This window comes from Acidimicrobiales bacterium, from assembly GCA_041394185.1.
GTDB lineage: Bacteria > Actinomycetota > Acidimicrobiia > Acidimicrobiales > Poriferisodalaceae > JAAETH01.
Window position 1 is genome coordinate 183,431 of record JAWKIQ010000004.1, and the last position, 13,260, is coordinate 196,690.

Genomic DNA, 13,260 nt, shown 5'->3' on the forward strand with positions numbered 1-13,260 from the left:
GATCCGCGATCCAGCCGCAACTGCTCCGATGGTCACGGCGTGTGTCAGTCGGCCGTCTCGGCGCCGCCGGCGTCCTTTTGCACCGTTGCGGTCTGGGGAGCGGCTCCGGTTGCGCTGACCTCGACCGTCACGTCGAGGCCGTTCGTGTCGGTGTAGTAAAGGCTGTAGCCGTTGGTCGGGAAGTGGTCGGTGGCGCCTGTGTCGTCGAAGTGGACGACCCTGGTCTGCCCGGCGGCGATGGTGAAGTCGGCTGGCAGCTTCAGGTAGTAGCTCTCGCTGATCCCGTCGGTGATGTCGTCATAGGTGTAGAAGACCTCGAATCCCGTCAGGTCGGCCGCGGATGTGTTCGTGAGGGTGATTTCGAGGTGGTCGGGGGCGTCCTTGCCGTCTGCGTCGACGTTGTTCTCGACGAGAACCTCGTCGATCGTCAGCGACAGCGCGGTGGCCGTGTTGGTGATGGGGTTCGAATCGACGGGCAGTACCTGACCTGTCGCTGCGGCGTTCGACTGAGTCGGGGCCGAGGCGCTGGCGGTCGTGGCCGTGGTTGCGGCTGTGGTTGTCGTCGAGCCGCCGCATGCGGCGAAAAGGCCTGCGCTGGCGGTCAAGGCGGTGGTTGCCAACAGGCCGGTGCCGAAGCGTCGACGAATGGTTCGCCGTGAGGTGTGTTCGTTGGTGGTCACTGGCTTGTTCCTTTGGTGGTTGTGGGTTGGTTTGTGAAAGTCCGGCGCACGCCGGTGACGATGACGGCTGCGGCCGCAATGAGCCAGACGATGTCGGCCCAGACGGTGCGCAGCAGTTGGCCGAGGCCGTATGGGCGGTAGCGATCCTTGACATCGGTCATGGCGAACGCGAAGCGCTCGAAGTGTTTGGAGAGCGAGAGGTTCTCGATGAAGGTGCGGGTTCGTTCGTAGCCGGTGAAGTGAGCGAGGATCGACACCTCGCCGTCATGTCCGAGGCCCAGGGCCGAGAACAGGCCGCCGGGTACCTGGTTGTCGGCGTCGAGGGTGTCGCCTATCTGGGGAAGGACGAGCACGACGACGAGCCAAACGCCGAGGGCGATCATGAGGCCGTTCGCCGCGACCTTCGATCTGGCGGTGGTGATTGCACCCAGTCCGTAGAAGGTGGTCATATAAAGCAGTGCCGCCAGGTAGGTGAGCAGTACTTGTACCCACTCGCCGGGGCTGATCCAGTCGTTGCCGATGGCGCCCACACACACGATGGCTGTGAGGGCGGTAGCGGCGACGAGCGTGGCGAACACGCCCAGCGCTCCGAGCAGGCTCCCGAGTGCGTGTTCGCTTCCGGTTATGGGCCGCGATCGAACAAGACCGAGTGTTCGCGCTGTTCGCTCTCTCGACACCGACAGGTACCCGAGCGCGATGGCGATGACAGCTCCGATGATCTCGAGGTACTCCATCGCTCCTCGCAACAGGGCGAGTGGGGCGAGGGGTGAAGGGGCGATGCGTCCGAGGCCGCTGGTGATTGCCGCGTCGCGGTAGGCGTTGTAGTCGGCGAGTTGGCTCGCGTAGTCGGCCGATCCGATGTACACCGACGCGATGGTGACGGCGACCATGATTGCCGAGAGGGTGACCAGCAGCTTGTTGCGGGCTGCGGCTCGATACTCGTGGGCGGCCACGGCAATGACTCGTGACCGGGAAGGTGAGCTATTCATTGGTGGCGCTCCTGGAGTAGTCGTGACGGCCGGCGAGTGCGATCAGGGCGACGGTGAGCAGGACCACAGCACCGGCGATCGGGGCGATGTGAAGAACCGTCTGCCAGGAGGTCTCGGCTGCGGCTGCGGTTGCGGTGTCGAGGATGTGGGTTGCGGCGTCTTTGTATTGTCCGGCGATCGAGAAGGGCCGGACGTGTGCAGTTGCCCGGAAGAACGCCTGGGAGGTACCGACCGGCTCGGTGATCGGGTTCAGTGACGAGGTCGGCCGCAAGCCCGAGGTGAACTGGGGCAGCACGAACGTGATGACCAGCCAGGCACCCATGGCCGACAACAGTCCGAGAGACCTGCGCCTGTTGAGCGCCACAGCGACCATGCCGACAAGTGCGAACACCAGCAGGTACAGCCATGACAGGGCGAAGAACCCGGCCAGTCGGACGAGGTCGCTGCCCGCGATTGCGTGGTTCACGATCAGGAGCGACACGGCGGTGATCAGAAGGCCGGCAGTCATGATCGCGGCGAGCACGCCGGCGATCGCGGCGATCTTGCCAGCCAGGTAGCTGTGCCGCGCGACGGGTCGTGAAAAGACCAGCCGGCCCACGCCGCCGGACTGATCGTCCGCGAAGGCGAGGTGGCCCACTACGAGGGCCAACAGCGCACCGATGAGCGGGATGTACACGACCATGTTCGACAGCAGCGACAGCGGCGGTTTCAGACCGAACGGGTTCGGAGGTGGAGGTTGTCCCTGGGAGTCGAGCAGGACCTTCGCCTGTTCGTACACTGAGACGATGGTGTGGTGGCTCGACCAGCCGAGCACGCCGGCCAACGCAGTCATGGCGCCCAGCACCCCGAGCATCGCCACGAAGGTGCCCTGCCTCGTGAGTGAGCGCACCTGATGTGTCGCGATTGTGGCGATCATGCCGGCTCTCCGACGGTGTTCTCGAAGCAGACGTAGATGTCTTCGAGCGAGGCCTCGTCGGGGAACCGTCGGATCGTTTCGGCGATCGAGTCCTTGTAGATCAGCTCGCCGTGGTTAAGCACTCCGATAGTGGTGCAGACCTTCGCTACCTCGGAGAGGAGGTGGGTGTTCATGAACACGGTCATGTCCAGATCGGCGTTCAGACGCTGGATCGTCTCGCGGAGCTGGCGCACACCTGCGGGGTCGAGGCCCGAGGTCGGCTCGTCGAGGAAGAGCACTTCGGGGCGGTGGGCGATCGCTTGAGCGATGCCGATGCGCTGGCGCATGCCGGTCGAGAAGGTCGACAAGCGCAGCGGGCCGAGCTCGGGGCACCCGAGATACTCGAGAGCCTCGGCTGCCGCCTGCTTCGGATCTTCGACGCCCGACAGGCGTGCGAAGAACTCGAGGTTCTCTGTTGCCGTGAGGTGGCCGTAGAGCCTTACCTCGGAAGGGAGGTATCCGATGCGTTCGGTGACCTCGCGGCGCTGTGTCGCGACGTCGAAACCGCACACCTTCGCCGAGCCCGACGTCGGCGTGATGAGGGTGGTGAGGATGTTCACCGTCGTGGTCTTCCCGGCACCGTTGTGGCCCAAGAAGCCGAACACCTCGCCCCGCTCGACCCGCAGGTCGACGTTGCGCAGCACCGGTTCGTTCTCGTAGGTGTGGCTCAGGTCCTCGATTTCGATTGCGGGCTCTGCCATGTTGTCTTCCTTTCATCCCGAGCCCGCGAGGGCTCACGGGATGAAGGTAAGGAGCGGCCGGTGAGCAGATCCCCAGATGACGGTTGGGTTATGCCAGATATCGCCGAGATCTAGCGCGACGACGTCGTGTCGGCCCGACGCAGGACGATCTCGACCGCACTTCCGGCTGTATCGGTCGGCAGGACAAGGCGCCCACCCATGGCCTCGACTAGGCGCCGGGCCAGCGGAAGCCCGAGACCGTGGGTCGAACCCGCCGTCTCGAGGTCGACCGACGCATCGAAACCATGTCCATCGTCTCGAACTGTGATTCGGATGGACTCGTTTACGGCTATCGCGTCTACCGCCACCGTCCCGGATCCGTGGACGAGGGCGTTATCCACCAGCACATCGAGGGCGTGGCGCAGCATGGCCGCGTTCGCCAGCGGTGTCGGAACAAACCGCGCATGCCCAACGGCCAGACCGCGCCCGAGCCGCCTTGTCCGTTTAGACCAGGCGGATTCGAGGTCACCCAGCACCACCGACACATCGACGGGTGCAACAGCTTCGGTGCTGCGTGCGATCGTCAACAGTTCGACCACGGTGGTCTCCATGCGGTCGATGTCGGCGAGGAGTTCGTCGAGGACGTCGTTGCGGCTGTCGCGAGGAAATGCGAGCTCGGTCTCGATCGCTGCGCGCATGCCGGCGAGCGGGGTCCGTAGCTGGTGCGACGCGTCGGAACTGAACGCACGCTCGCGTTCTACCAGGCTGCCCAGGTAACCAGCGGTCGCGTTCAACGCGGCGGCGGCTTCATCCAGCTCTGGTATAGCGCTGCTGGGCACCGAGATCGCAAAGTCGCCCTGACCCAGATCGCGTGCTGCGTCGCGCAAGCGCCCGACCGGTCGGCTCAATCTGCCGGCGAGGACCCACCCGATCGAAGCGCTAACCGCTACGACGCCGACTCCAAGGCCGAAGATCAGCAGCAGCATCTTCAAAGTTCGGTCATCGCTGAGGCTGGCCGGACGAGCCGCCCGGATCACTCCCACAACGTGCTCGTCCGCTGCGACGGGAACAGCGGCGACAAGTCGCCCGTCGACCTCGGCGTCGACCACGGCATTGGTGAGCGCGCCTCTGACGGCATCGTCCGCCAAGGCCGGCCCGACACCGGCCACCAGAACGCCGGCGGTGTCGTACAAGCCGAACTCGGTGCCCTGGTCGTCGACGGGTAGTTCGACCGGATCGTCGCTCGTCGCGAAGTCGAGCGACACATCCCGCGACGCGAGGACCGCAGCTCGCTCGAGGCTCACCGTGGCGTCCTCCTCGATGAATCGTTCGATGACGAAGCCCAGGGGTAACCCGAACCCGATGACTGCGAACGCGGACACCGAGACCATGGCAAAGAGGAGTCGGCGACGCATCAGACCTCGAAGCGGTAACCGACGCCACGCAGCGTCGTAACTCGACTGGGCTCGTCAGGATCGTCGATCTTGCGGCGCAACGAGGCGATGTGGAAATCGAGGGTCTTCGTCGACCCGAACCACTGCTCGTCCCAAACATCACTCATGAGCGTCTCTCGCGTCACAGCGGTACCGGCGTCGGCGATCAGCCGGGCGAGAAGGTCAAACTCCTTCGCTCTCAGCTCGATCTCGAGGCCACGCAAGAACACGCGGCGCGATTCGGTATCGAGGGTCAGGTCCCCGACACTGCCAGGGACGGGGCGTGCTTCGGTGCGGCGTAGTTGGGCTCGGATCCGCGCCGTCAACTCGGCCAGACGGAACGGCTTGGTGACGTAGTCGACGGCGCCGGCGTCGAGCCCGACCACGATGTCGAGCTCTTCGTCGCGGGCGGTCACCATGATGACATCGACCAGCGGGTCGATCCCGTGGATTCGACGACACACGTCGAGACCGTCGATGTCCGGCAGCCCCACATCGAGTAACACCAGATCGGGCTTGCGGTCTGACACTGCGTCGAGGGCGTCAACTCCGCAACGGACCCAGGTCGCGTCGTAACCCGAGCTCGACAACGCCCGGAGAAGTGTCGATCCGATGCGCTCGTCATCCTCGACGATCAGCAGATACTCACCCGACATGGACCCAAAGGTATGTGCGCGGTCGATAACGCGGAACCGGTCTTGCCGATTTCTGGTCCAGATCTTGCCATCCGCTCAAAGGAGCTCTCATGCTCTGTGCTGGGGTCCATGACCTCTCTCATCCAACGGCTCATCCAACGAACTGAACGGACTCTGCCGGATTCACAAGTTCTGGCTGGACGTTGCCCCGGACATAACGCCTGGTTGCTGGACTGGGGCGTAGTTTTTGGACGGTTGTCAAGTGTCTGTTAATCCGTTTGTCGTGGGTTCGAGCCCCACCCCCGGAGCCACCTAGATCCCCAGATTCAGGCCGTTTGCGGTTCTGGTCTGGGGTGTTTCGCGTCAGGGATCCAACGGTTCATCCAACCAAATCCAACGCGTCTTAGGTGGGTAGCGGTGAGTTCTGTGTTCACACTCGCAACCAGGGACGTCGGACGCGTTGCTGGCGCGACAGGGGATTCGGAGATTGTGATGCGCTGTGTGGGCGGTTGGCAGTCTGGTTTCGATTCATGTCGGGACCAGGGACCACCCGGCCTGCGCTAGCGCGACATGGGAATCTGCCCGGCTCACGGGCCGAGTTCGCCCTGGGCGCGCCGGTGTCCGTACGTCGGGTTCTCTTTGGCGAGTCGCGCGATGAGCTGACGCAGCTGCGCGTCGATCGGTGGTCGACCAGTGCGCGGTGTCGGCGGCAGTGTCCAGTGTCTGGTGATCCGTTGGTGGTGCCAGCGCAGCACTGTTTCTGGTGTGACGATCCAGCCGTGGCGAAGTCGGAGGGGGTAGCTGCGATAGCGCCGAGCAAGGTCCGGCCTTCGTCGTTGATCGCGGCCCGGTCGACCTGGCCGAGCAGCATGGTGAGCTGGTGGCGTAGGACGATGAGTTCGAGCGACCTGGTCAGACACCATGACCCTATTTCGGGCACCAACGGGTTCGTAGACTACGAAGATGGAACGCCCGCCTGCATCGTTGGAGCCCGACGAGTGGGCAGCGGGCTGCTCTCTTGAGTGGCCAGGCACATGGAATGCTCGAGACCTTGGCGGGATTCCGACCATCGCAGGCCGTTTGGCCGAACGGACGCTGATCAGATCTGACTCACTGCAACACGTCGATCGGTCCGGCTGGGACGTGGTGATGAGCCATGGGGTGCGGACGCTTGTCGATCTACGCAATCGCGATCAGGCAGTTTTGGAGCCACAGTTTCCGCCCGACGGAATCGAGACTCGGTCGGTGCCCTTGGAGCAGGACCTCGCTGGCGACCCCGAGTTCGACTCTTGGGCAAGACGGCAGTGGCTGGCGACACCTCTGTACTTCGAGCGGTTCGTCTCCCGGTGGCCTCAACGTTGTGCCGAGGCGGTGGAGGCAATTGTCGACGCCGAACCTGGCGGGGTTCTGGTGCACTGTGGACGGGGTACCGATCGCACAGGGCTGATCATCGCGCTCGTCCTCGAACTGGTCGGAGCCGACCGTCGCTTCATCGTCGAGGACTACCTGCTCAGCACCGTCCGGCTCCGTAGCGGCCGCGCCCGACGGCTCGGTCGTCGCGACGACGACGCCTTAATCCGATCGGTGTACCGGGACCAGAAGACAACGCCGTCAGAATCGTTGCTCGGATTCCTAGACCTGACCGCCGGTGGCGCGGTTGCGTCTGCGCTCGGAGGTGAAACGGTCGTTGAGCTCGGCCGGAGGCTCGTGGCAGCGTGATCGCACGAAACGAGCTGGGTCCACGTTCGGGACCGAGTAGGGCGCCGAGGTCGTGGTAGAAGTCGTCTGAAACGCGGACAACCCGTCGTGACGCCGACCGGCTTCAGCTGCGCTCTTATTGTGTGCTCGGATCCCGCCGTCCTGGGGCTGTTGGCACGTTGTTCAGCGCTTTGCTGGGTTCAGACAGCCATGTGTTGATCGACGGTTTCACGCATGCCGGCCGGTTCGGTGCCAACTGGCTAGGTATCAACGAAGTTCTGTTCACCGCACCTGTCAGAGGGGATATGACCGGTGCCCGGGTCCTCCAGTACGTCGGGCACTTCGGTGGGAGTGCAGCGTTCATTGCTGCGTTGTTGGTGGTGGCTAGTTCGGGACTGTTGAACGTTTGGTACGGCCAGCAGGCTGTGGCCGACGCACGAGCCTCCGATCTGAGCGGTCGTGAACGGTTCGTGTTCTGGGCGATGGTGGTGGCGTTCACTGCCCTGGCCGGTGTGTCGGCTGCGGTGACCGACCGGTCAGTGATATTCGTTCCGGTCACGACACTTGTGGTCGTGCTGCTGGTCGCAGGAGTCCTTCTGGGGCGCCCTGATCGAGAACCGAGCCCCTCCCTGCTGGGCAAGTTGAACCGCATCACGATCCGACAGACCCGAGGGTCAGCCACTCCCACCCCACCCACACTCACCGTTCAACCGTCCCGCCTATGGCCACAGCGCGCGGTCCGCGACCTTCTTGGGCTTCGTGGGTCATTCGGGGCCGTGGGTCTGTCCGACGCATATGTGCCGTTCTGAGCTAGCGGGCAGCGGGACGACCAGGGTCAGACGTGTCTCCAATTGTCCGATGAGGTCAGTCTCTGTCGGGCGTCGTCGTCAACGAAGTACCTCAGGAGGCCGCAATCGCCACAAACGACTGCACGCATCTTGGCCGAGGAGAACGCTCGGGGTGCCAGTTTGGGCAGCAGCTCCCCGCCGATCGTTGTCGTGTCGATGAGACGCTCGGATTCGAATACCTGGTCGGATCTGCAATGGGGGCACGGTGACATGCTGAGCTCCTTTTTGTCGAGGTCCTCCATGTCGACGTCGAGGGCAGAGGCCAGCGCTCGTTTCGATCGCAGCGAGGCGACGGCAGTCCCCTCGATCCTCTGAACCGTGCGGAGGTTGAGCCCCGAGGCCTCAGCGAGATCCGCTTGAGTCCAGCCTCGAGCCGTCCGCAGGTTCGCGACTTGTTCGGCGTCAACTCTCATCTGGTCCACTCTCGGCTTCGGCTTCGGCTTCGGCTTCGGCTTCGGCTTCGGCTTCGGCTTCGGCATCGGCATCGACACGATATTCAGCTTGAAGCACGGCAGATACCCATCACAACGGTGGTAGCACGACTTCTGCCCGCAAGCAGTACGACATTTCTACGACAGTTGAGAGGGGACACGGCGCTACATCGGCAAACCGCCCACAACCGGCATTGTCCGCCCCGGAGCCCAGGAGGCGGGGGACGCAAACGGTTGGTCACCTATCCGGCTCGAGATACCCCGAGCGCGGTCTGGGTTTCGCGAACGACGGTGATGATGAGGTAGTTGAGGAGCGCGACCGTATCGACGCGGAACTTACCGACGCGGTTTGGTCCGCTCGCTCGGAACGTCGTAGTTGGTCAGAGGTCGGGGTGACGCTGGGAGTTTCGAAGCTGGCCGTTCAACGCGAGTACGGACCGAAGGTGTCGGCCTAGAGGTAGGCGGCGCGAGGCTGATGCGGTCCGAGGGGGTCGGTGGAGTGGGTGGTCCTGCGAGCAGATCGCAGGGTGTTGAGGTGCTCAAGAATCGGACCACGCCAAGTCAAATTTTGTTCCACTGACGCCGGCGGCGACCAGTTCGTTCACGATCCATTCTCTGAGGAAGACGTCGCTGCGGAGCATATTTGTGAGCCTCAATGCACCTACCGCGTCGACGGCTTTGGCGTGGAACTCGTGCCGTCTGATCTGCATGAGCTTCCCAGGCGAGAAGCGTTTCACCTCGGACCGTACGGTGTCGAGGGCGTCTATCGCGATGTGAGTATTGAATAGAACGAGCTGATCTGAGATAGAGGTGACGGGTAGCAAGTCCCCGTGCGCCCTGAGCGAGTCACCTACTAGCTCAGCGAAAGTGGTGCGCAGTAGGAGACGTTGTTCCCGATCCACGGCATAGTCGCTCGCATAGGCTCCGGTCCTTCGAGCTCCGGAGCGGGTATCTCGGTCTCGAGCCTCACCCTGAGGGGTTCCCATGCGTGTCCACGCGGTTCTTCGCCAAGCCCCATGATGAGGTTCCATTTGTTGCGGTCGATCGGGTAGGCGTGTTCGCAGCCCTGTTGTGGGCTGGGTCTATAGATTCCCATTCCGGTCACGGCGTGTGATCTGTGGCCAACCAAACGATCGGACTCTCACGGACTCGCCAGAATATTCCGTGGAGTTCCCTCGCTGTGTGAGACACCGTTACTCGCGAGTGCGGCAGTCCCAAGAGATGATTTCGGCAGTCCTTGCTCCGGGCGGTCGAGAATCGCTGGTTATCCCACTAGATGGCTCGACATGACCTGTCTCGCCCGAAGTCGGCAGCGTTTCAGGTAAGGCTCATCACCTGTTCGTGGAGGACGTCGGGAGCGAGGTCGGCTCCGTTTGGCCACATGATCGTTCCGAGTTCGTCGTCCACTGCCACTGTCGCGAAGTAGGCGACATCGCGGAGTGGTTCGAACACTGGTCCAAGTGGACCTTCGAACTTGGTAGTGAGGTCGACGTCGCCTACGAGTCCGTCGGCGAAGGTCAGCCGAAGGCGGTATCCGCCGAGGTGTTCGACGGCACGGATCTCATAAGGTGCGCTCATGGGAGTGGTTCGATTGTATCGAGCGGTTCTTGGCGTTCGGCTCGTTCCCAGTCTTCCATCAGTTCGGCCCGGCGTAGCTCGGACCATTCGGCGACGAGTTGGCAGGCGCGTCGAGGGAGATCGCCGTTGATCACTTCTCCGGTGGCGATCGCCACCTGCGCCTGGTACTCGCCGTACTTGGCGTGGAAGTGTGGTGGAGGATGATCGTCGTAGTACATGGCGATGATGATCCCGTAGAACATGCTGATCCTCGGCACGAGCTCGACGTTATCTGTGTCGATCCTGCACAGACGTCCTGATGCTCGGATCCTCACGAACGGAGCAGACCCGACCCGACTTCCCCAATCCAACGGTTCATCCAACCAACTGAACGGACTCGGCTGGACTGGCCGGTTCTGGCTGGACGTTGCCCCGGACATAACGCCTGGTTGCTGGACTGGGGCGTAGTTTTCGGACGGTTGTCAAGTGTCTGTTAATCCGTTTGTCGTGGGTTCGAGCCCCACCCCCGGAGCCACCTAGATCCCCAGATTCAGGCCGTTTGTGGTTCTGGTCTGGGGCTTTTCGCGTGCGGGATCCAACCAGACCCAACGTCGGTCTCGCTCACCGGCCGGTCGCCGCCACCCGGGCGATCAAGACGACATTCGACGACACAAAGGCCTCGATGGGTTCGATCCGGGGAGCTTCGAAGCCGGCGGTGACCAGGAGATCACCGACCACACGCACCGAAGGTCGAATGGCATCTGGGAGATGCACCCCGAACAATGCTGCCCCAAGGGGCACGGCTCCACTTTCGTCGACGGTGAGCAGGTCGTGCAGTATCAGCAACCCTCCGGGTGCCAGCACCTGGCGGACTCGGTCGAGAAGCGCTGCCGCATCTTCGGGCGTTTCGCCTCGGATGATGTTCGACAGCAGAACGGCATCGTAGGAAGCTTTGGGAAGTGAAGTCCGGTAGTCGCCGGCGATGAAGGAAACCTCGGTGCCCGCAGCGTTGGCGAGTTCGACGACCGAAGCCTGTTCGAGGATGCTCGGGACACAACCGTCCCACCGAGCAGCGATCGCCTTCGAGTACTCACCCATCGATCCGCCGATGTCGAGAAGGGTGCATCCGCTCAGGTCGATACCGGCTCGATCGAGCGCGTCGACCAGGGCTATTGCCTGGCCCGCGTTCGCGATGGCTGACACGGCGTCGGCGAATCGGCTCGTTGGCCCGATGAACGGGTCGGTAACGCCTATGCCGCCCTCGGACCAACGCAAGAACAAGTCGTGTCTGGCGTCGTGCAACACCAGCGCGCAGAGGCTCGCGGGCGCATTCCATCGAAGGTATTCGTGGGCGATGGGCCGGTTGCGAATCGCGTGGTCGGAACCCAGGTCGATCAGCTTCAGACCGTCGAGTACGGCCAGGATCCGTTCGAGGTGTTGTGTGTCGACGCCGAGCCGACTTGCCAGTTCGTCGGCGGTGCCCGGCGTGTCGGCGATGATGTCGAAGAGGCGCGCCTGCACTGCGTGGCGCAACACAGCGCTCCATCGGTACGCCTGCGCCAAGCCGATGACTGCGTTGGCCGGCGACGAGCGGGCCTCGGGCACGATGTGGGCCAGGCCATTCGGCTGGGGCTCATGGACCTCGTAGACCTCGACATGGATGTCCACGTAGAAGCGCGACAGCCGGGTCTCGAGCTCTAGCGGGTCGTGCGCTGTTGCCATGAAGCGGTCGAGATCAGAGGCCGCCGCAAATGCGATCACGATCAGGATGCGGTCGTCGTCGGCGGCGTCGCATGCGACATAGGACCACAGGAATCCAGGCTGACGCTCCATGACCTCGTTCCAGCGCCGCTGCCCGTGCAGAAGCCGCTCGCGGCCGCCTGGCACGGCCCGCAACGCAATCTGTTTGATGATCATGAGGCTGGTCTAGCAGGCGCTCATGACATGAATGCTGCTGACTCACCGGAGGTCACACGAGCAGAAGATCAGAGGTCGACGACCCTGGGTGACTGTCCCATGGGGTCAGTAATGTCGAGCGGGTCGGCTGTGGCTCTGCCTGGCCGGCGGGTGTTCGATTGCCGCACCCTCGAACCGGCGGTCCTCCAGATGTTCACGATCTTCGAGGAACCGCTATGTCCGTTCTGCTTCATGCTCCGAGTCCGTCAGCCGTCGACGACTCGCACCGTTCGGTAGGCGACGAGTTGGTGGCGCTGGGGTGGCAAGTCCACGCCAATCAGCACCGGCTGGTCCACCTGGCCGCCCGTTTCGACGAAGAGCTCGAGTGGTTCTACCAGGGTGTCAAGAGCGCGGCCCAGTGGATTGCCGATCGCCTTGGGATCAGGTCATCGACGGCGCGTGAATGGATTCGTGTCGGTTACTCCCTGCGTGAACTGCCGTTGATCGACAAGGCATTGGCAGATCACGAGATCTCTTATGCCAAGGCCCGAATCCTCACCCGTTGGGCAGACCCCGACAACGAAGCACACCTGCTCGAGCTCGCAGTCGAGCGCTCAGCCGATCGGTTGAGCGTCGCCATCGCCCGGGCTCTGGCCGACGACGGCGAGACCGACGAAGAGCGCGATGTCAGGTTGCACGAAGCGCGTTCGGTCACCACGTGGACCGATGGCGACGGCATGACAGTCGTGCGGGTTGTCCTGCCGCCATCGGTGGGCAAGTGTGTGGTGGCAGCATTCGACGAGCTCGCTCGCCGCATCGCCGAGTTGCCCGCAGACCTTCCAGCCGATCCGCCTGCGGGCGCGTTTGGTGGACGGAGCGTGAGCGCTGACAACGCTGAGGGTGAACAAGATCCGCCTGCGGGCGGATCTGATAGACGGCACGTGAGTAATCGACCACAGAGAGCGCTACCAGCGGCGTTGCTGGAGATGCGGCGACGGTGGCAGCCTGCCGACGATGGGTGGGTCATCCCGAGTCTGGCCCAACAGCGTGCCGACGCCTTTGTTGCTCTCTTCCTGACACGCGACGTCCAGGTGAGCACCGAGGTCGTCTTCCACGTTCGAGGCGACGGAGCGACGTTCGACGACGGCACCCCGACCACGAACAGCTCGATCTTCAGGCTGTTGGACCACGCTTTCGTTCGCCTGCTGATTCATGACGCCCAGCGCAGACCGGTGAACGCGTCGAGCGCCCGACGTCTGCCGACAAAGCGGCAGCACAGGGTGGTCATGGAGGCCCACGGTCACGAATGCGTTCAGTGCCAGAGCACCGATCTGCTGGTGCTACACCACGAACCGCCCTTCGAGCAGACGCACCGTACGGTCACCCACGAACTCGAACCGCGATGTGCCCCGTGTCATCGCGCCCGCCATCGGTCGACCTGATCAGCTGTGCTGGTTG

13 protein-coding genes are annotated in these 13,260 nt (G+C 63.4%); 3 read left to right on the top strand and 10 right to left on the bottom strand.

Features of this window, described 5'->3' with window-relative positions; genetic code table 11:
- Positions 1-44 precede the first annotated feature (44 nt).
- From R2770_18805 to R2770_18830, 6 genes are all read right to left on the bottom strand, one after another.
- On the bottom strand, positions 45-680 hold the full coding sequence (locus tag R2770_18805) for a hypothetical protein (GenBank protein ID MEZ5282513.1): 636 nt from the start codon (positions 678-680) through the stop codon (positions 45-47).
- A complete protein-coding gene (locus R2770_18810) occupies positions 677-1,669 on the bottom strand; it encodes an ABC transporter permease subunit (GenBank protein ID MEZ5282514.1) in 993 nt (330 codons plus the stop codon). Before R2770_18810 ends, R2770_18805 begins: the two co-directional genes overlap by 4 nt.
- Positions 1,662-2,585 carry an ABC transporter permease gene (locus tag R2770_18815; protein MEZ5282515.1) on the bottom strand — a complete coding sequence of 308 codons (924 nt, stop codon included), beginning with the start codon at positions 2,583-2,585 and terminating at the stop codon, positions 1,662-1,664. Before R2770_18815 ends, R2770_18810 begins: the two co-directional genes overlap by 8 nt.
- Positions 2,582-3,325, bottom strand: a complete 744-nt coding sequence (locus R2770_18820) for an ABC transporter ATP-binding protein (GenBank protein MEZ5282516.1) — start codon at positions 3,323-3,325, stop codon at positions 2,582-2,584. Before R2770_18820 ends, R2770_18815 begins: the two co-directional genes overlap by 4 nt.
- 110 nt (positions 3,326-3,435) lie before the next feature.
- On the bottom strand, positions 3,436-4,686 hold the full coding sequence (locus R2770_18825) for a HAMP domain-containing sensor histidine kinase (protein ID MEZ5282517.1): 1,251 nt from the start codon (positions 4,684-4,686) through the stop codon (positions 3,436-3,438).
- A gap of 32 nt (positions 4,687-4,718) precedes the next feature.
- Positions 4,719-5,393, bottom strand: a complete 675-nt coding sequence (locus R2770_18830) for a response regulator transcription factor (protein ID MEZ5282518.1) — start codon at positions 5,391-5,393, stop codon at positions 4,719-4,721.
- Between the two features lie 942 nt (positions 5,394-6,335).
- Between R2770_18830 and R2770_18835 the strand changes: the two genes are divergently transcribed.
- Both R2770_18835 and R2770_18840 read left to right on the top strand, forming a co-directional pair.
- On the top strand, positions 6,336-7,091 hold the full coding sequence (locus tag R2770_18835) for a tyrosine-protein phosphatase (GenBank protein MEZ5282519.1): 756 nt from the start codon (positions 6,336-6,338) through the stop codon (positions 7,089-7,091).
- Positions 7,092-7,213: 122 nt separating this feature from the next.
- The gene (locus R2770_18840) at positions 7,214-7,879 is read left to right on the top strand and encodes a DUF4184 family protein (GenBank protein ID MEZ5282520.1); all 666 of its coding nucleotides are present in this window, start codon (positions 7,214-7,216) and stop codon (positions 7,877-7,879) included.
- Positions 7,880-7,905: 26 nt separating this feature from the next.
- Here the strand turns inward: R2770_18840 and R2770_18845 are convergent, their stop codons facing one another.
- The 4 genes from R2770_18845 to R2770_18860 all read right to left on the bottom strand — a co-directional run bounded on the left by R2770_18845 (position 7,906) and on the right by R2770_18860 (position 11,823).
- Positions 7,906-8,397: a helix-turn-helix transcriptional regulator gene (locus R2770_18845; protein MEZ5282521.1), complete on the bottom strand. Its 492-nt coding sequence runs from the start codon at positions 8,395-8,397 to the stop codon at positions 7,906-7,908.
- Between the two features lie 1,269 nt (positions 8,398-9,666).
- Positions 9,667-9,927, bottom strand: a complete 261-nt coding sequence (locus R2770_18850; protein ID MEZ5282522.1) for a DUF2442 domain-containing protein — start codon at positions 9,925-9,927, stop codon at positions 9,667-9,669.
- Positions 9,924-10,184: a DUF4160 domain-containing protein gene (locus tag R2770_18855; GenBank protein ID MEZ5282523.1), complete on the bottom strand. Its 261-nt coding sequence runs from the start codon at positions 10,182-10,184 to the stop codon at positions 9,924-9,926. The genes R2770_18850 and R2770_18855 overlap by 4 nt, the downstream gene beginning before the upstream one ends.
- Before the next feature lie 343 nt (positions 10,185-10,527).
- Entirely contained in the window at positions 10,528-11,823 is a 1,296-nt protein-coding gene (locus R2770_18860) for a methyltransferase (protein ID MEZ5282524.1), read from the bottom strand.
- Positions 11,824-12,038: 215 nt separating this feature from the next.
- Here R2770_18860 and R2770_18865 point away from each other — a divergent pair, with 215 nt between their 5' ends.
- Positions 12,039-13,244 carry a DUF222 domain-containing protein gene (locus R2770_18865; GenBank protein ID MEZ5282525.1) on the top strand — a complete coding sequence of 402 codons (1,206 nt, stop codon included), beginning with the start codon at positions 12,039-12,041 and terminating at the stop codon, positions 13,242-13,244.
- Positions 13,245-13,260: the final 16 nt, after the last annotated feature.

Bases quoted from the DNA above. Each gene is read 5' to 3' on its own strand.
- R2770_18810 (MEZ5282514.1), bottom strand. From the start codon at position 1,669: ATGAATAGCTCACCTTCCCGGTCACGAGTCATTGCCGTGGCCGCCCAC.
- R2770_18815 (MEZ5282515.1), bottom strand. From the start codon at position 2,585: ATGATCGCCACAATCGCGACACATCAGGTGCGCTCACTCACGAGGCAG.
- R2770_18820 (MEZ5282516.1), bottom strand. From the start codon at position 3,325: ATGGCAGAGCCCGCAATCGAAATCGAGGACCTGAGCCACACCTACGAG.
- R2770_18830 (MEZ5282518.1), bottom strand. From the start codon at position 5,393: ATGTCGGGTGAGTATCTGCTGATCGTCGAGGATGACGAGCGCATCGGA.
- R2770_18835 (MEZ5282519.1), top strand. From the start codon at position 6,336: ATGGAACGCCCGCCTGCATCGTTGGAGCCCGACGAGTGGGCAGCGGGC.
- R2770_18845 (MEZ5282521.1), bottom strand. From the start codon at position 8,397: ATGCCGAAGCCGAAGCCGAAGCCGAAGCCGAAGCCGAAGCCGAAGCCG.
- R2770_18850 (MEZ5282522.1), bottom strand. From the start codon at position 9,927: ATGAGCGCACCTTATGAGATCCGTGCCGTCGAACACCTCGGCGGATAC.
- R2770_18860 (MEZ5282524.1), bottom strand. From the start codon at position 11,823: ATGATCATCAAACAGATTGCGTTGCGGGCCGTGCCAGGCGGCCGCGAG.
- R2770_18865 (MEZ5282525.1), top strand. From the start codon at position 12,039: ATGTCCGTTCTGCTTCATGCTCCGAGTCCGTCAGCCGTCGACGACTCG.